The sequence below is a fragment of the Mesorhizobium sp. M6A.T.Cr.TU.017.01.1.1 genome, assembly GCF_004023115.1.
Classification (GTDB): Bacteria; Pseudomonadota; Alphaproteobacteria; order Rhizobiales; family Rhizobiaceae; genus Mesorhizobium; species Mesorhizobium mediterraneum.
In genome coordinates this window covers 61,486-78,823 of record NZ_RZTA01000003.1, presented here as the reverse complement: position 1 = coordinate 78,823, position 17,338 = coordinate 61,486, and the positions used below count along the sequence as shown (strand labels likewise).

Here is a 17,338-nt window from a genome sequence, read left to right as displayed (position 1 = left end):
CGGAACTTCCGGCCTTTTTCTTGGGCAGTCATACCCGTCAGGCCGATCGTCTCGGCTAGCTATTTGACGATGACGATCCGGGTATTGGCCGGGCCAAAAATCTCGACAAGCTGGTAGAAATCGGCGGCGTTGGCAGGATGCAGCCGCACGCAGCCGTGCGAGGCCGGCTGGCCGAGGCGCTTGACGAAATTAGTCGCATGGACGGCGTAGCCACCCTTGAAGAAGACCGAATGCGGCATCGGCGCGTTGTCGTATTTCCTCGAATACCACATTTGGTGCATGCGGGTCGGCTTGAACGAGCCGGTCGGGGTGACATGCCCCTTGGCGCCGGTCGAGACCTTCCAAGCGAAGGTCGGCCGCCCGTCGACCAGGACTTCCATCGTCTGCTGCGAAATCGAAATCCGCGCCACGATCTGATTGGCGGCCCGATTGGCGGCATGGGCGACGCCATTACCGGCGCCGAACAGAAGAGCTGCACCCGTCAGGGCGGCGGCAGCGACGTTGATGAGCTTGGCAGAAATGGCAGTGTACATGAGATCCCCCTGTCTGCCGGACATGGCCGGCTCCAATTCGATGACCGGCTTATCGTCGTGCGATGTTTCGAATTGATTTCGTATGGCAGGCATTTCTGTTTCGTATCTGTTTCCTCTGGTTAACGACCGGAAGCCTATCCGTGGGACATCCGGAAGGCGGAACCGGAGGACATGACGGCCCCTCGTCTGACCGGATCCGGGCCGGCAGAAGGCGCAGTCATTGCTAAACGAAAGTAATATTGCCTCATATGAAAGAAATTTGACTTGCATCGAAACCAATTTGCAACAAAGCGCGCGCGCTAGCGGCATGATGTGGATACAGGCGACCCGCAGAGTTGACCCAACGAAAACAGCCGGCACAAACGAAGATGAACCTGCAATCGAACGCGATGTCCTGGGTTTTCAGGATAAGCATAGCCGCAGCGGTCCTTGGCGGCGTCGGCACCTTCGCTGGCGGCCCAACGACGAAGCTTGCGGGGATGACTTCAAGCGAAGTTTCGACGTTACATGCCGCACTGTTTTTCGCCACGGTCTGGATTGTGTCCAGCCTGCGCATTAACCGGCTCAAGGCCCTCTGGCGGGTCGGTTTTGGGCTGAAGAAGATGCGCGGCCCCTCCGGCAACTTGCAGCCGAGAGGACCGAAGGCCCGCGCCGCGACGGGGGGCTCCGCTGGCGGCGCGGGCGCTTCGGGGGTTTCCCTGAAGCGAACCTGAAACCGAATTTGGGGAACAAAGACGATGAACACGAAATTTGCTGCTTCGGTGCTTTCCGCACTGCTCTACGCGCAGGGCCTGCTCGGCTTTGCCGGCCTCGCCACCGTGCTCCTGAAAGATCGGGCCCATGCCAGCGAACTCGGCACGGCCTACGAAAGGCCGTCAGGGCCGTCGCTCCTCGTGGTGCGCTGAGTTGCAAGCGCATGCCCCCGAAATCGGAGACGATTTTCGCTGGGGATCATGCGCAAAATTGAAGTGCTACAGTATCCTTTGCGAAGTGGGCCAGCCGTCAGTCGGCGAACTGCGTCGGCGGATCGAACCGGTAACCCGCCCCCCTTATGGTGGTGATGGTTTCGGTGTCGAGCTTGCGGCGCAGCCGCACGATGCGCGAATCGATCGAGCGATCGAAGGCATCGGCATTTTCGGCGGGCGCGGCGGCAATGATGTCGTCGCGCGTCAAAACCTTGCGCGGGCTGGCCAGAAACAGTCTGAGCAGCGCCACCTGACCCGGCGACAATTGTTCTTCAGTGCCGGAGCGATGCATGACCATGGCCGACCGGAGGTCGACCGTCGCGTTCTCCAGCACGACCAATTCCCCGGCGTTCCTGCCGCGCCGTGCCAGCAAGCCGCCGATACGGGCGGCGAGTTCCCTGACGTTGAGCGGGCTTTCGACGACATCGGCGGCACCGAGTTCGAGCGCCAGCACCTTGTCGACGAGATCGGCCGGCCGGCAGATCAGGATGAAATCCGGCCCGCCCTCGCCGCCATGGCGCCTGAGCAGATCACGCCCTTCCGCCTGGCTGAGGCTGTCGCCGACGACGACGACATCGATGCCCTTTCCGGAAAGCAGGGATTCGGCCTCCCACGGCTGCCGCACCGCCCGCACGTCATGACCGCGCCGTTCAAGATGGTCAGCGAGATTGGTCGCGACCACTTCGGCGACGGAAACAAGCGCGATAATGGATCGTGCAGCCATTTTTTTCCCACCCTGCAACCGGCAACCCAAGATGAGCGCTGGACATGATGTTTATACCCAATCTACTTTCCACTGAAAGCGGGAGCGAGAGCATAGTGCGGGCACGAATTGTCATCGTCGAGGACGAGCCCGATCTGAGGGACGCGGTCGCCGAGTATCTCGGCGCCAGTGGCTATGATGTCGCCACGGCCGAGAGTGCCAGCGCCGCGCGAACCTTGCTGGAAACGCAGTCGTTTCACCTGGCCATCCTCGACATTGCCATGCCAGGCGAAGACGGCCTGTCGCTCGGCCGCTGGCTGCGCTCGAAAATGCCGATCGGCATCATCTATGCCACCGCCGCCGGCACCGCGCTCGACCGCATCGTCGGGCTGGAACTCGGCGCCGACGACTACATCGTGAAGCCTTACGAATTGCGCGAGGTGCTGGCGAGGGTCCGCAGCGTGCTGCGCCGCGTTCCGCAGCCGACGGAGCCGCAGGGCAATAAGGCCGAAGCAACTGCCAATCGCCGTTACATGAGCTTTGGCCCCTTCCATGCCGATCTCGACGGCAGGTTTGTCACCGGCACCAATGGGACGGTCATCGACATGGCCAAGAGCGAATTCGACGTGCTGGAGGTCTTCCTGACACGCGCAAACCGATTGTTGACGCGTGCGGCGATCTCCGAGGCGATCGGCTTCGTGGAAGATCCTGAATCGTCGCGCGCGGTCGACATCCGCATCATGCGGCTGAGAAAGAAGATCGAGGCGGACCCGGCCAATCCGAAATTCCTGCGCACGGTGCGCGGCGAAGGCTACATCTTCTCGCTGCCGACCGGCGAAAGCAACTGAGCGGAGCGACCGCCTGCTATCACCCTGGCCTGATATCGCCCCTGGCTTGGCGTCGCTCTGGCTTGGTACGACTCTGAAATGATGGCTGACCATGACGGTTGAAGCAACACCCAGCGATATGCACGGCGTCAGGCAGGGCGCGGCGATGGCCGCTGTCCATGTCGTTCGCCGGCTTCGCGAAGCTGGCGACTGGCAGCGCGAGATGGACAGCATCCTTGAAACGCTCTGCGGGGCCATGGATTGCCAGCGCGGCATCCTGTTCCGGCTGCGCGAGCTGCCCGGCCAAGGGTTTGCCCAGTCGGTTGCGGCCTACTGGATCGACCCCCGATTTGGCGGCGAACTGGCGGCGCCGACGATCATTCTGCAGTCGGTCGTCAATTCGGACCCTCTGCTGGAACGGGTGGCGGAGGACGAGCGGCAAGGCAAGATCTTCGCCGGACACACGCGCGACCTCGAAGGCTTTCTGAGGACCGACTTCGAAAAGCAGCACATCAAGTCGTTCCTGTCGGTGTCGGTTTTTGCGCATGGCCATCTGTGGGGCACGCTGGCGGTCAACGACTGCGTGAACGAACGCGAATGGAGCGACGAGGAAGAGGCAACGCTGCACATCGTGGCACTGGCCATCGGCGACGCCATAGAACGATCGCTTTCCGATGCCCATGCCAGCGAAGTCATCCGCCGCACCATGCTGCAGGCTTCTCTCGACGCCATCATCGTCATCGACGAGACCGGTTCGATCATCGAATTCAATCCGGCCGCCGAAAAGATGTTCGGCTACCAGCGCAGCGACATCCTTGGCAAGGACCTGCTCGACACCGTCGTTCCGGAATATTATCGCAAGGGCTATGTGTCGGGCGCCGAATACATGTCGGGCCGGGGCGCACCGATGGTCGGCCAGCGGATCGAGACCGTCACCCAGAATGCGGCCGGCGAGGTCTTTCCGATCGAACTGACGGCGACCGAGATGCGGGTCGCCGACCGCCGCCTGATCTTCGGCTCGATCCGCGACCTGCGCGACAAATTGCGCGCCGAGGAGGAGATCGGCCGCCAACGTGAAAAGCTGCACCAGAACGAAAAGATGGCGGCGATGGGCTCGCTGCTAGCCGGCGTGTCACACGAGCTCAACAACCCGCTTGCCGTGGTCGTCGCCCAATCGACGCTGTTGCATGAATTCGCGTCTGACCCGCAGACCAAGGTGCGCGCCGAAAAGGTGCGCGCTGCCGCCGAGCGCTGCGGCCGCATCGTCAAGAGCTTCCTCTCGATGGTCCGCCTGCATCCCGCTTCGCAAGCCGAGACCGACCTCAACCAGGTGGTCCGCGCGGCACTCGAAGTGACCGCCTACGGCGCCAGGTCGAGCGGCATCCTCATCGACACCGATTTCGCCAGCGGTCCGCTGCTGGCCATGGCCGATGCCGACCATGTGACGCAAGTGGCGGCCAATTTCCTCATCAACAGCCAGCACGCCTTGGCCGGCATCGCCGGCGACCGGCTGATCAAGGTCCGTACGTTTCGCAGCGACCACGGCAATCCCGGATTTTCGGTCGAGGACAACGGGCTGGGCGTGCCGGAAGCGATACGCTCCCGCATCTTCGAATCCTACTTCACCACCAAGCCGGTCGGCGTCGGCACCGGCATCGGCCTGTCGATCTCGAAATCGATCATCGAACGGCACAATGGCAATGTCTGGTTTGAGGAAGTTCTGCCGAGGGGCGCCCGTTTCGTCGTCCAGTTGCCGGCGATCGCCGCCGGCGCGGCCGCCGCCGGCGAAAGCCCGGCGCGCTCGAGCGGATTGCGTCATGCCCTGATCATCGACGACGAGCCGGATGTCGCGGCGTCGCTGTCCGACATTCTGGAGTTGATGGGCATCAAGTCGCGGGTCGTGCCGGCCTGGGCATCGGCCGCTGCGACCTTGAACGGCCATATGCCGCCGGACATCGTTTTTTCCGATCTGCGCATGCCCGGCATCAGCGGCATCGCCATCTATCGCGAGCTGCTCGCCGAAAAACCTGATCTGGCGCGGCGTTTCGTGCTGGTCACCGGCGATCTGATCGGTGCGAAAGCCGAAATCGAGGCGTTGCCTGCGCCGCAGCGGCCGCAGATCCTGGAAAAGCCGTTCAGCACACTGGACGTGCGCGGCGTGCTCTCGGCCATTGCCGAGCAGGCCGCCTTGGGCAGCTAGAACTTCGGACCGGTGGAAACCGGTTTTTGGAAAAATCCGATTCTCAACAAAGAGCTAGCGCCCGAAGAAAAAAGACTCCCGACCGACGATGCGGTGGGAGCCTGCCTGGAGCGCTGGAGGGTCGCTCGGGGGGCATCAAAAAACGTTCGGCGTATCGGTGGCTGGCGCGGCATTGGCGATCACGCGGACCGTGCGAGCCTTGTGGATGCCGGACTGCTCGGCGATGACGCGCAGGCAGTCCGCACTCTCGGCGCCCCAGGCCTGCCCTTTGCAGACAAAATCGATCTCCGGCATCGGCAGGCGCGCGGTCTTGGTCGTGGTCGGCGCGCCGTCGACGATGTTTGCCGGCGGGTTTAGTGAAGCGAAGGCTGGGCCAACGGTCGGCGCGAACGCCATGCCGACGAATGCGGCGGCGGCCAGCACCGCGAACAGCGCCATCGGATGGTCGTTGGCGCGTTGGCGCAGCGCCAGCTTTGGCCGGCGGTCGTTGCGCTCCGGCGCTTGCACACGGCGGTCATTGTAGGCAGTCTGGATTTTCGTATACATCGCCGTTCCCTTCGTTGATTTTCTTTTTCTGTTGAAACGAACGTACTCGCGCTTTGTAACAAGCCAACGATGACGCGCATCCGGCAATGTAACGGGCAAGAAACCGGTTTTTCGGCATCTTGGACAAAACCGGTTCGAGCATCGGCGGACATCGGAATTGCCCTGAAAACAGGCGAGCCCTGGGCTGTTTTTTCCATCTTCGGGAGCCATGTTTCCCACGCGGCTCTCATGGCTCAAGCCGAGATAAGACGTCTATGCGAACCTTGGCTAACACCCGGAATTTTCGAGATTTCTCAAGCCTTGAGCGTTTGGCTTCCGACAAACAACGTCGGAAGATTTCGCAGCAAGAACTTGACCAATTTCGGCAAGCCATTGCAATTCAATGAAAAATATGCTTTTATTGAATGAGCATTCAACAAATGAGAGCTTTTATGAACCCGCACCTCCGCGACGTGGCGATCCCCAACAATTGGGACCGGCGGGGCCTGCCGGGTTGGAGTTATCATTCCGACGCCCTGCTCGAACTCGAGAAGGAATACGTCTTCCGCAACCATTGGCAGATCGCCGGCCACATCTCCGACCTGCCGAACGCCGGCGACTATCTGACCATGGACGTGGTCGGCGAGCGGGCGCTGATCGTGCGCGGCAAGGACGGCGTCGTCCGCGCCTTCAACAACATGTGCCGCCATCGCGGCAGCCGCGTCGTCGCCGACAGCCAAGGCACCTGCAAGAATGCTCTGGTCTGCCCTTTCCACGGCTGGGTCTATAATCTCGACGGCACACTGCGGGGCGCCGCCCGTCCGCGTTCTTTCCCCGATCTCGACAAGACTGAATTCGGCCTGATGCCGCTCGACCTCGAGATCTGGATGGGTCTCATCTTCATCCGCTTCCGCAAGGGTGGCCCGCAGCCGTCGGTGGCCGAGCTCCTGAAGCCGATCGAGGCCGAGATCGCCCACTATGGCGTCGCCGAGATGGTGCCGTCCTGGGGCATCTGGACCCAGAAGAGCCCGGTCAACTGGAAGTCGGTGCGCGACGTCGACAATGAAGGCTACCACGTTGCCATGGCGCATCCGGCCTTGCAGGACCTTTACGGCGCGACCTATTTCGACGAGCCGTTCATCAATGGCGTGTCGCGTTCCTTCGCCACTTACAATCCGCATGCCGGACGGCGCTGGAGCGTCGGGCAATACATCAAGATCGCGCCCGTGGCGACGCGTCTGCCGGAACACCTGCGCAAGGCCTGGATCTATTACGGCATCTTCCCTAACAACGCGCTGTCGATCATGCCGGAATCCGTGCAGTTCTATCAGGAGTTTCCGCTATCGACCGGCGAGACGCTGCTGCGCGGCGCCATCTACCGCTACCCCGACGAGACCAGGGAGCAGGCAGCGGCACGCTATCTCGCCTACCGCATCGATCGGGACACCATGAACGAGGACGTGCAGCTTTCCGTGTGGTCCAATGAATCCATGCTGTCGGAAGCCTTCGGCGGCTTCTATCTCTCCGACCTCGAATATGGCGTGCGCACCCACCACGACCATCTGCGCAAGCAGATCCCCGTGCTCGGGCTAGAAACGGCGCCGGAGGAAAAGGACATGTGGGCGCTGAATGACGCGCTGCGGTCGAAGTCGTAAAGGCGAGACGGAGAAGCTGCCGATCTCCCCCCTTTGCGGGGGAGATGGCCGGCAGGCCAGAGGGGGTCGCCCCACATAGAGCGCCAACCTCCATCTACCGCAGTAGGTCGCGTCCGGTCGAACCGACCCCCTCTGTCGCCTTCGGCGACATCTCCCCCTCAAGGGGGGAGATCGGCTGTCACCCTTGCCACACCCCTTCCTTCCGCAAATCGTCCATCGTGCGCGAAATGCCTTCGCGCAGGATCGACACCATGTCATCGATCTGCTCTCGCGTAATGATCAGCGGCGGCGACATCACGCACATGTTGATCAGCGGCCGGACCAGCAGGCCAAGTTCATGGCAATGCGCATCGATCCGCTTGCCGACATCCTTGTCGAGCTGCAGCGGATCGTTGCTGTCGCGATCGGCGACGCATTCGACGCAAGCCATCAGCCCCAGGCCGCGCACCTCGCCGACCAGCGGCAACTCCTCCAGCGTCTTCAGTTGCGCCTGGAAGTAGGGCGCGACCTCGCGCGTATGGGCCAGCACGCTTTCTTCCAGGATATCGAGGTTCTTCAGCGCCACTGCACAACCGACCGGATGGCTGGTGTAGGTCAATCCATGGCCGAACATGGCGTCCGGATGGTTTGAGCGGCGCAGCTGCTCGAGAAGCCGTTCCGAGATGATGACGCCGCCAAGCGGGAAATAGCCTGACGTGACGCCCTTGGCAAAGGTGATCATATCAGGATCGATGCCGAACATATCGCCGGAAGCAAAGACATGGCCAAGCCGGCCGAAGGCGGTGACCACCTCGTCGGAAACATAGAGGATGTCGTTGTCGCGGCAGATTTGGCGGATGCGCTTGAGATACCCGTCAGGCGGCACGATGACGCCGCCCGACGCCTGCACCGGTTCGCCGACGAACGCGCCTATCCTGTCGGCGCCAACACGGCCGACAGTATCGCGGAATTCGTCGACCAGGACATCGGTGAAGGCTGAAATACTCAAGCCGCGCGGACGGCGGAACGGATCGGGCGACGACAGCTTGACGACCAGATCGTCGGCGCCGTCCATCCAGTCGCGATCGCGCGGGCGCCCGTTGAGCGAGGCCGACAGATAGGTCGAGCCATGATAGGCGCCGCCCCTGCTCAGGATCAGCTTCTTTTCCGGGCGGCCGCGGACATTGTTGTAGAACTGCATGAAGCGCAGCGCCGTCTCAACGGCCGAAGAGCCGCCGGTGGTGAAGAAGACATGGCTGAGGTCGCCGGGCGCATAGCCGGCGATTCGCATGGCGAGTTCCGCCGACGGCGCGTTCATCGTGTACCACGGCGTGTTGTAGGACAGCGCCATCGCCTGATCGTACATCACCCGCGCCAATTCCTCGCGGCGGTGGCCGATATTGACACACCACATGCCGGCCGGCCCGTCGATCAGCTTTTTGCCGGTGCCATCGGTGATGTAGATGCCGTCGCCCTCACCGATCAGGGCGCGCGCCTCTGCGCCGACCGAGCCGGCGAACGGCCAGGGCTGGACGAGGTGGCGCTTGGCCAGCTCGACGGCATTGCCAGACCCAGCCGTTTCAGTCGCCTTCAAATCTCTTGCAGCCGCCATCGTCGCCTCGCATCGTTTCATCGCAATTTCATCGGACGCGAAACTCGGCACCAAGCACCGGAAAAACCGGCTTTCTTCGCTCGGTTTTGAATGTCCGTTCAATCAATATTGCAGAAATAGCACTTGATTTCAATCCACGGATGCGCGCATGATAAAAGAAAGCCGGCAAGCTCGGAGCGCGATCCGCGATTGCGCCCTGGGTACAAAATTGGGAACAAACAGCCGGTGCGCTAGCAATGGGACGCCGCATGGCAGGACAATCCGCGCCAGCAACCGAGATCACGCCCGTGGCCCTGCCCGAGGGCCTGCAATGACGGCGGCGGCGGAAGGGTCGCCCACGTTTGGGATGACGCGGGCCAGGCGAAACGCTCTTCTGCAGTCCGAACCCGTCCAGGGCCTTGCCCTGATCAGCCCGACCTTCCTCTACGCGCTCGTGCTTCTGGTGCTGCCGATATTGGTCGTCGTCGCGCACTCCTTCTGGACGCAGAACTACCTGACCATCGATCGCACCCTCACGCTGGAAAACTACCGAGTTGCGCTGACCGAGCCGATCTATCGCGACCTGCTCTGGCGCTCGCTCTACATCTCGCTGATGGTGAGCTTCTTCACGGTGGTCCTCGCCTATCCGATCGCCTACTTCATCTCGTTCCATGGCGGCCGCCACAAGAGCCTGTGGCTGTTCCTGATCACGATACCGTTCTGGACCAGCTATCTGCTGCGCGTGATGTCGTGGAAGGTCATCCTCGGCTACAATGGCGTGCTCAATTCCGGCCTGATGGGTCTTGGCGTCATCGACGAGCCGTCGACCGCGCTGCTTTACAATTCGAGCGCCGTCATCATCACGCTGACCCACGCCTGGGCGGCCTTCGCAATACTGCCGATCTTCGTCTCGCTGGAAAAAATCGACCGCACGCTGGTCGAGGCGGCCAAGGATCTCGGCGACGGTCCCATTCGCTCCTTTCTGCGCGTGACGCTGCCGCTGTCGACGCCCGGCATCATCTCGGCGGCGCTGATCGTCATGATCCCGACCGTCGGCGACTATGTCACGCCGAAGCTTGTCGGCGGCAAGGACGGCGTCATGATCGCCAACGCCATCCAGGCGCAGTTCGGCAAGGCCTCCAACTGGCCGCTTGGCGCCGCGCTTTCGGTCACCACCATGCTGATAGTGACGCTGATGGCCGGCGCCACCGTGCTGATCATCCGCGCCGCCCAGAGGCTAGCACGATGACGGCTGGCACGATGAGGCTGGCGCGATGACGGCGATGCGGCGCTTCCTGGCCAGCGGCTGGCTGTCGACCTATGCGTTCCTCTATGTCGTTTTCCTCTACCTGCCGGTCATCTTCCTGCCGATCTTTTCGGTCAACAGCGCCGCGACGCCGAAATTCCCGCTCTCCGGCTTCACGCTCAAATGGTATGAGGACCTGCCACGCACGCCGGCGCTGCTTGACGCTGCCTGGAACAGCCTGGTCGTCGGCGTATCGGCTTCCATCCTCTCCACCGTGCTTGGCATTCTCGCCGCCCGCTCGATCACCCGTTATCGCTACCCCGGCCGCCGCGCCATCAACGGCCTGATCATGGCGCCGCTGGTGCTGCCCGAAATCATCGTCGCCATATCCATGCTCCTGGTGATACTGCAACTGGGTTTGAGCCTGTCGCTGTTCACCATCGTGCTCGGCCACGTCCTGATCTGCATTCCCTATTCGATGACCGTGCTGACCGCCGGCTTCGAGGGTTTCGACCGCAGCCTGGAGGAAGCCTCCGCCGATCTCGGCGAGAGCGCCTTCGGCACCTTTAGACGGGTGACGCTGCCGATGGTGGCGCCGGCCATCATTTCCAGCCTGCTCGTCTGCTTCACCATCTCGCTCGATGAGTTCATCATCGCCTTCTTCCTGACCGGCACCGAGGCGACGCTGCCGATCTATATCTGGGGCCAGTTGCGCTTCGCCTCGAAGCTGCCCGGCGTGCTGGCCCTGGGCACGCTCTTGCTGGCTGCCTCGTTCCTGCTGATGACCATCGCTGAAATCCTGCGTCGCCGCGCGGCAAGGCGCACTCAGAACGAGGGAGGCCTCCATGCCTAAGCCGCCTCAAGCCGAACGATCCCACCAAACCGAACGACCAATGATCGAGATTCGCAACGTCACCCGCAACTATGGGTCGTTCAAGGCGCTGGACGACGCCTCGCTGACCATCAAGGAGGGCGAATTCTTCTCGCTGCTCGGCCCATCAGGCTGCGGCAAGACCACGTTGTTGCGCATGATCGCCGGCTTCGACAATCCGACCAGCGGCTTGATCTCGGTCGACGGCCAGTCGATGGAGGGCATCCCGGCCAATCGCCGGCCAACCAACATGGTTTTCCAGAGCTATGCGATCTTCCCGCATCTCAATGTCGAGCAGAACGTGGCCTATGGGCTGAAACGGTTGAGGCTCGAACGGTCGGAAGAAAAGCGCCGCGTCGAAGAGGCGCTGGCCCAGGTGTCGCTGACCGGCCTCGGCAAACGCCTCGCCACCGAGCTTTCCGGCGGCCAGCGCCAGCGCGTCGCATTAGCCCGGGCGCTGGTCATGCGGCCCAAGGTGCTGCTGCTCGACGAGCCGCTGTCGGCACTGGACAAGAAGCTGCGTGAGCAGATGCAGGTCGAGCTGCGCCGCCTGCAGCAGGCGGTCGGCATCACCTTCGTCCTGGTCACGCACGACCAGTATGAGGCGCTGGCGATGTCGGACCGCATCGCCGTGATGTTCGGCGGCAGGATCGCGCAGGTCGCTTCGCCCAAGGAGATCTACCAGCGGCCGGTCAACCGTCAGGTCGCCGACTTCCTCGGCGGCATGAATTTCGTCAAGGCCGAGATCGTCGAGGAGAACGGCGCTTCGCTGGTCCTCGACACGCTGGGCTTCGGCCGCGTCAAAACCGACAAGCCTAGGGCTTTCGTCCGCAATGGCGGCGCTGCGACGCTCGGCATCCGGCCGGAGCGTCTGCGCGTGTTGTGGGACAACGCCACGGCGAAGTTCGAGGTGGCCGGCAAGGTGGTGGAGCGCCATTACTTCGGCGAGATCACCCATCTGATCGTCGAGATCCCGGGATTGGAAAAGCCGCTTTCGGTGACCGAAACCAACGATTTCGGCGCCGACGACATACCGGTCGGCACCTCGATCCGCCTCGCCTACGATCCCGAGGCGCTGGTGGCGATGGCAGACTGAAGGCCCGAGATGATCTTTCGTGCAGCGATGCGCCCAGCCATAACAGCGCCCTCAATGTAGCCCGGGAATGACGGCGACAGTTCGGACGCGGCGAAATGCAGTGGCTGCGCGCCGGCAAGGATGATGCGTTCGGCATCGGTCGCCGTCGCATCGACGATAAGATCGCTGTAGCCGCCGCCGCTCCAGCGATCATGCGTCCAGTCGCGATAGCTGAAATCGAGCATGTCGGCGGCCTCCGTGCCGAGCGCATCCTTCAGCCTCGTCGTCACCTCGGCGCGCAATGCCGTGTCGCCGAGCTCACGCCAGCGCAGGGCCAGCGGCCCGCCGACGAAGACGACCAGCGCGGCGTGGTCGTTGTCCTTGCTCACGTCGCAGGCAAACAGCCCTGGCAGGTCGCGCCACATCACCACGCCGCTCAGACCTCTTGCACGCCAGAAGGCGCTGGGATAGCGCACCAGCACTTTGATCACCGCGCCGCTTTGCCAGACACCGAGCGCCCTTCTCAGGCCAGCCGGCAGCGGCGGTGCAAAGTCCAGCTTCGAGGCCGTCATCGGCGGCACCGCGACCAGGGCCGACCGCGCTTCGACCACACCCATCGCCGAGGCGAGACGAACCCCTTCCGGCCCGTGCTCGATGGTTCCGACCGGCGTGTTCAGCCGCACGCGATCGCCGAGGTCGCCGGCCAGATCGTCCGCCAGCGACTGCATGGTTTCACGCACGAAATATTGCAGCTCCGAAACCTCGTTGGTGATGCGACGGTCATTGTCGATCAGGTGCCACAGCGGCAGCTTTTCGAGCGCCTGGCACCACAAGCCCTCGATCATCGAACGGAAGGCCGCCTTGGCCTGGTCGGGATCAGGCTGACGGTCGAGCCATACCGCGACGGTCAATCCGGCAATATCAGGCTCGTCCGGCGCGATCGCATTCATCCGGTCGCGAATCGCCATCGAACCCAGGTAAGCTCGGTCGGCTTGCTGAGCGCTCATCCGCGGTTGCGTGATGAATTCCCCCTTTACATAGGTCTCAACCAGCGTCTTGCCGCGGGCCTCGACCAGCGCCATCAGTTCCGGCATGTCCTCGCACAGGAATTGGCCACCGCTGTCAACGCGCTCGCCGAGGCCGATCTCCATTGACTCGACCCGCCCGCCGACACGGTCGCGCGCTTCGAGCAGCAGGAAATCGACGCCGGCCTTCTTTAGTTCCAGCGCCGCCGACAGGCCGGTGAAGCCGGCGCCGACGATGACGACATCGGTTCGTTCGATCCCGCTCTTCAATAGCCGGCCTTGATCTTCTCGAACTCCTCGATCATCCGCTGCTTGAGCTCCGGCGCCACCGGCTGCTGGAACAAGGTCTTGTCGAGGAATTTGTCGAGATCGTCGAAGCCCCGCTCGGCCAGCAGCTTGGGCTCGATCGCTGCCATGCCGGCGCCGTTGCCATGACCATAGCCGAATGTCGTGACCATGTAGCCTGACACATCAGGCGCATTGACGGCGTTCAGGAAATCATAGGCGTGGTCGAGATTGCCCGGCGCGTCCTTCATCAGCACATAGCCGCACACCCAGGTCGACAGGCCTTCCCTGGTGCCGCGGTTCATGGCGATTGGCACACCCTGGCCTTTGAGCGTCACAAACGTCTCGTTCCAGCCCCAGGCCAGATCGACCTCGTTGCCGGAGAAGGCCTGATTGATGTCGGTATCGTCGGTCCAGTAGAAGCGGATGTTCTTGTGCACTTGGCGCAGGAAATCGGACGCCTCCTTGAACTGCGCATCGGTCATCTTGGTCCAGTCCTTCAACCCGATGACGAGGCTTGCCAGTGCATAGGCGTCGTCGACATTGTCGCCTATGGTGACGCGCCCTTTGAATTTCGGATCAGAGAAGATCCGCAGCGACTGCGCTTGTTCCGCCGTCACGTTGTCGGTGCGATAGAGCAGCGATGTGTTGCCCCAGTCGAAAGGCATGAACCAGGCCTTGCCGTCGGCGGCAGTAGTGAGATCCTTCATCGCCATGATGCCGGGATTGAGGTCTTTCCAGCCGGCGATGCGGCTGGTGTCGAGCGGCTGCAGCATGCCGGCCTCGCGCCACTTCACCACGCTTTGCGAGCAGGGGTGCGCAATGTCGGCCTTGAAGCCGGCCCGCATCTTCTGGAAGGCCTCGTCCTCGTCACCAAAGAAAGCGAAGGTCGGTTCAGTGCCGTATTTGACGGCGTAGGCCGGATGGAGCAGCGGATCCTCGTAGCCCGACCAGTCGAACACGACGAGGTCGCCCCCGTCCGCCGCAACGGCGAGGGCAGCTGGGCCGATCGTGCATGCGGCAGCAACGGCAAGGCGGCGAAGCATGGAACCCATGGCGCGAAACTCCTCATCGCGGGAAGCGGCGCAGCGACGTTACGGAATTTCAGTGACCTTGGCGAGCCCGCCCTGCCCGCCAGTTTGGTGGGCAGGCGAGATAGGTGAAACAAGCTCAATAGCCGGCTTTGATCTTCTCGAACTCAGCGATCATCTTGAGCTTGAGATCGGATGGAACCGGCGCCTGGAACAGCGTCTTGTCGATGAATTTCTGCACGTCGTCGTAGCCCTTTTCCTTCAGCACGGCCTGATCGACAGCGGCCATGCCCTTGGCGTTGGCCTGGCCATAGCCCCAGTCCTTGACCAGGATGTTGGCGACTTCCGGATCGTTGACGGCATTGAGATAATCATAGGCCTTGTCGGTATTCCCCGGCGCATCCTTGAACAGCACATAGCCGCAGACCCAGGTCGAGATCCCCTCGTCGGTATCCTTCTTGGCCTTGATCGGCACGCCGGCGGCTACCGACTGCACCGTCGCGTCGTTCCACGCCCAGGCAAGGTCGACCTCGCCGCCGCTCAACAGCTGGACGATATCGGTGGAATCGGTCCAATAGGAGCGAACATTCTTGTGCACCTGGCGCAGGAAGTCCGACGCCTGCTTGAACTGGTCGTCGGTCATCTTTGTCCAGTCCTTGAGCCCGATCGCCAGCGAGGCCAGCGCATAGGCGTCGTCGACATTGTCGCCGATGGAAACCCTGCCCTTGAACTTGGGATCGGCCAAGGCCTTCAGCGACTGGACGTCCTTCTCATCGACCTTGTCGGAATTATAGGTCAGCTGCGAGTTGCCCCAGTCCCAAGGCATGAACCAGGCCTTGCCGTCGGCGGTGGTAGCGAGATCCTTCATCGCCATGATACCGGGATTGAGGTCTTTCCAGGCCGATATCTTCGAGGTATCGAGCGGCTGCAGCAGCCCCGCCTCACGCCATTTCACCACGCTTTGCGAGCAGGGATGGCCGAGATCGGCCTTGAAGCCGGAGCGGGCTTTTTCGAACGCCTCGTCCTCGTCGCCGAAGAAGGTGAAGGTCGGCGAGTCGCCGTTCTTGTCGACATATTTCTGGTGGAAACCGGGATCCTCGTAGCCGGACCAGTCGAACACGATCAGGTCCTTGTCCGCGGCAACCGCAAGCGTTGCGACCGAAGCCGCCAGCACACCAGTCAGTGCCAATGTCAGTGTCAGGCGTCGGGCCATGGTCTTCATTGCTGTTCCATCCTCTTTTTTTGATTGTTCATGCAGTCTTGTCGCTGCCGGCTGTTGGCCACGGATAATGCTTTGGAAATGCAGCCGACAGGAACTCGTTCGCCGCCTGCAACGCGGTTTCGCGGGTGACGTCCTCTGTTCCCATCATCAGGCGCAGCCACAGGCCCTCCAGCATGGCACTGAGCGCCAGCGCCATGACTTGCGGCTCGAAGGCATAGCCGCCGCTTTGCTTGAGCGTCGCGCAAAGATCGATGAAGACTTTCTGATAGGCCGCGTCGCGCGCGCCGCACAGCGCCTGATAAGTCGGGCGCGACTTGGCCTCACCCCAGAAGGCGCACCAGGCGGCCAGCTTGCGCTTGTTGCAGATCGAGCGGTCGAAATCGGCGGCAACCAGAGCCTGCAACTGGCGGGCAGGATCGTCGCCAGCCTTGGTGAGGGCAGCGCGCCAGTGCGCGGCATATTCGTCGGCCATGTATGCTAACGTGGCGACGAGCAGCTTCTCCTTGCTCTCGAAGTGAAAGTTGACGATCCCGCGCGACAGGCCGGCGCCATCGGCGACATCGGCCATCGTCGTCTCCGAATAGCCGCGTTTGGCCAGCGAATCGATTGTCGCCTCGATCAGCTGCAGCTGCCTGACCTCCTTCGACGCCTTGCGACCGCGCTTTTCGGGCTCGTGTTTGCGCGCTGATTCGAGGAGGGCCTCCCTGGCCTCGGCTGTCTTCATGGGCGTGATGGTCTCCAGCATCGCCGGCTATCCAACCGGCTTTCGACCGCGAAGATGAGTGGGACGGTGCTCGCCGCTGTCAAGAACCTTCTGCATGGCTTCCCAGGTTCGTATGTTCTTGTCGACATAGGCCGCACCGACCGCAGCCGCAACCGCCGGGTAGAGTGGGCCCTTGAGGCGTTTCAATTCCTCCCGCGCGACGTCGCGATACCAGGGATTGCGGTCACGCACCGTGACGTCTGCAAAGCCTGCCCGGCGCATCGCCGCGGCATAGCGGGCCGGCGATGCCATAGCGAAGGACAGGCCCTCCGCGGCGACATAGGCCTTCATCTCAGGCGATGGTTCACCGTCGTGCGAGATCATCCAGTTCGATGCCGCGAAGACACCGCCCGGCTTCAGCACGCGAAAGATTTCGGCAAACAAGGTTTCCTTGTCAGACACGTGCAGCAGCGCATCCTTCGAGAAGATGACGTCGAAGGAACTGTCGGCGAAGGGCAACGGCCCGGGCGGCGTCTGGACGAAATTGGCGCGACCGGAAAGCCCGCGTGCGGCCGCTCTTTGCCTGGCCATCTCGATCACCGGCGGCTCGACATCGAAGCCTGTAACGTGGGCAGCGCCATGGCGCTCGAGCAAATGCAGCGTGATACCGCACCCGCAGCCTATGTCGAGGATCGACTTGCCCTTGAGCGCAAGGCCCTCGACAACCCGGTCGACCTCATCCGGCCCGCCAGGCGACAGATAGCCGTCGCCCCACAGCGCCTCGAGGAAGCGGATGGCGGTGTCGTCATATTCCGGCTCGGCATCTACCGTTTCGATCATCAGACCTCAGTCCAAAGCCCATACCGAATGTTGGCAAAGCCTAGCGGATTAACGCGAAAACG

Annotated in this window: 18 protein-coding genes; 9 read left to right on the top strand and 9 right to left on the bottom strand. The window is 62.4% G+C overall.

Annotated elements, in window-relative coordinates:
* Positions 1–59: 59 nt before the first annotated feature.
* Positions 60–533: a L,D-transpeptidase gene (locus EOB36_RS01780; protein ID WP_095487655.1), complete on the bottom strand. Its 474-nt coding sequence runs from the start codon at positions 531–533 to the stop codon at positions 60–62.
* Positions 534–901: 368 nt separating this feature from the next.
* Here EOB36_RS01780 and EOB36_RS01775 point away from each other — a divergent pair, with 368 nt between their 5' ends.
* A complete protein-coding gene (locus EOB36_RS01775; protein WP_126104650.1) occupies positions 902–1,246 on the top strand; it encodes a hypothetical protein in 345 nt (114 codons plus the stop codon).
* A gap of 24 nt (positions 1,247–1,270) precedes the next feature.
* Positions 1,271–1,438, top strand: coding sequence for a hypothetical protein (locus EOB36_RS01770; RefSeq protein ID WP_126104649.1), 168 nt, complete (start codon positions 1,271–1,273; stop codon positions 1,436–1,438).
* 97 nt (positions 1,439–1,535) lie between these two features.
* Here EOB36_RS01770 and EOB36_RS01765 read toward each other — a convergent pair whose 3' ends face one another.
* A complete protein-coding gene (locus EOB36_RS01765; RefSeq protein ID WP_095487104.1) occupies positions 1,536–2,222 on the bottom strand; it encodes a response regulator transcription factor in 687 nt (228 codons plus the stop codon).
* Between the two features lie 47 nt (positions 2,223–2,269).
* On the opposite strand from EOB36_RS01765, the gene EOB36_RS01760 reads away from it, so the two are divergent.
* Positions 2,270–3,049: a response regulator transcription factor gene (locus EOB36_RS01760; protein WP_206637131.1), complete on the top strand. Its 780-nt coding sequence runs from the start codon at positions 2,270–2,272 to the stop codon at positions 3,047–3,049.
* A gap of 91 nt (positions 3,050–3,140) precedes the next feature.
* Positions 3,141–5,228 (top strand): PAS domain S-box protein, encoded by a 2,088-nt coding sequence (locus tag EOB36_RS01755; RefSeq protein ID WP_164897422.1) that lies wholly within the window; start codon positions 3,141–3,143, stop codon positions 5,226–5,228.
* A 135-nt stretch (positions 5,229–5,363) separates the two neighbouring features.
* Here the strand turns inward: EOB36_RS01755 and EOB36_RS01750 are convergent, their stop codons facing one another.
* Positions 5,364–5,774 carry a hypothetical protein gene (locus tag EOB36_RS01750; protein ID WP_095487107.1) on the bottom strand — a complete coding sequence of 137 codons (411 nt, stop codon included), beginning with the start codon at positions 5,772–5,774 and terminating at the stop codon, positions 5,364–5,366.
* Between the two features lie 69 nt (positions 5,775–5,843).
* Between EOB36_RS01750 and EOB36_RS01745 the strand changes: the two genes are divergently transcribed.
* Positions 5,844–6,182, top strand: a complete 339-nt coding sequence (locus EOB36_RS01745) for a hypothetical protein (RefSeq protein ID WP_128284141.1) — start codon at positions 5,844–5,846, stop codon at positions 6,180–6,182.
* A gap of 23 nt (positions 6,183–6,205) precedes the next feature.
* Positions 6,206–7,408 (top strand): aromatic ring-hydroxylating dioxygenase subunit alpha, encoded by a 1,203-nt coding sequence (locus tag EOB36_RS01740; protein ID WP_128284140.1) that lies wholly within the window; start codon positions 6,206–6,208, stop codon positions 7,406–7,408.
* 178 nt (positions 7,409–7,586) lie between these two features.
* Here EOB36_RS01740 and EOB36_RS01735 read toward each other — a convergent pair whose 3' ends face one another.
* Positions 7,587–8,999, bottom strand: coding sequence for an aminotransferase (locus EOB36_RS01735; protein WP_128284139.1), 1,413 nt, complete (start codon positions 8,997–8,999; stop codon positions 7,587–7,589).
* A gap of 310 nt (positions 9,000–9,309) precedes the next feature.
* Between EOB36_RS01735 and EOB36_RS01730 the strand changes: the two genes are divergently transcribed.
* The 3 genes from EOB36_RS01730 to EOB36_RS01720 are packed head-to-tail and all read left to right on the top strand — an operon-like array spanning position 9,310 to position 12,191.
* Positions 9,310–10,227: an ABC transporter permease gene (locus EOB36_RS01730; protein ID WP_128284138.1), complete on the top strand. Its 918-nt coding sequence runs from the start codon at positions 9,310–9,312 to the stop codon at positions 10,225–10,227.
* Positions 10,228–10,252: 25 nt separating this feature from the next.
* Complete coding sequence (locus EOB36_RS01725) at positions 10,253–11,077, top strand: ABC transporter permease (RefSeq protein WP_095487113.1); 825 nt, start codon at positions 10,253–10,255, stop codon at positions 11,075–11,077.
* A 40-nt stretch (positions 11,078–11,117) separates the two neighbouring features.
* Entirely contained in the window at positions 11,118–12,191 is a 1,074-nt protein-coding gene (locus tag EOB36_RS01720; RefSeq protein WP_095487114.1) for an ABC transporter ATP-binding protein, read from the top strand.
* On the opposite strand, the gene EOB36_RS01715 is transcribed toward EOB36_RS01720, so the two are convergent.
* The 5 genes from EOB36_RS01715 to EOB36_RS01695 all read right to left on the bottom strand — a co-directional run bounded on the left by EOB36_RS01715 (position 12,155) and on the right by EOB36_RS01695 (position 17,276).
* Complete coding sequence (locus tag EOB36_RS01715; protein WP_128284137.1) at positions 12,155–13,465, bottom strand: flavin monoamine oxidase family protein; 1,311 nt, start codon at positions 13,463–13,465, stop codon at positions 12,155–12,157. The two genes, EOB36_RS01720 and EOB36_RS01715, sit on opposite strands and share 37 nt — an antisense overlap.
* On the bottom strand, positions 13,462–14,535 hold the full coding sequence (locus EOB36_RS01710) for an extracellular solute-binding protein (protein ID WP_128284136.1): 1,074 nt from the start codon (positions 14,533–14,535) through the stop codon (positions 13,462–13,464). The genes EOB36_RS01715 and EOB36_RS01710 overlap by 4 nt, the downstream gene beginning before the upstream one ends.
* A 115-nt stretch (positions 14,536–14,650) precedes the next feature.
* Complete coding sequence (locus EOB36_RS01705) at positions 14,651–15,733, bottom strand: ABC transporter substrate-binding protein (RefSeq protein ID WP_128284135.1); 1,083 nt, start codon at positions 15,731–15,733, stop codon at positions 14,651–14,653.
* Between the two features lie 28 nt (positions 15,734–15,761).
* Positions 15,762–16,478, bottom strand: a complete 717-nt coding sequence (gene betI, locus EOB36_RS01700) for a transcriptional regulator BetI (protein ID WP_128284134.1) — start codon at positions 16,476–16,478, stop codon at positions 15,762–15,764.
* Between the two features lie 6 nt (positions 16,479–16,484).
* Entirely contained in the window at positions 16,485–17,276 is a 792-nt protein-coding gene (locus tag EOB36_RS01695) for a class I SAM-dependent methyltransferase (RefSeq protein ID WP_128284133.1), read from the bottom strand.
* Positions 17,277–17,338: the final 62 nt, after the last annotated feature.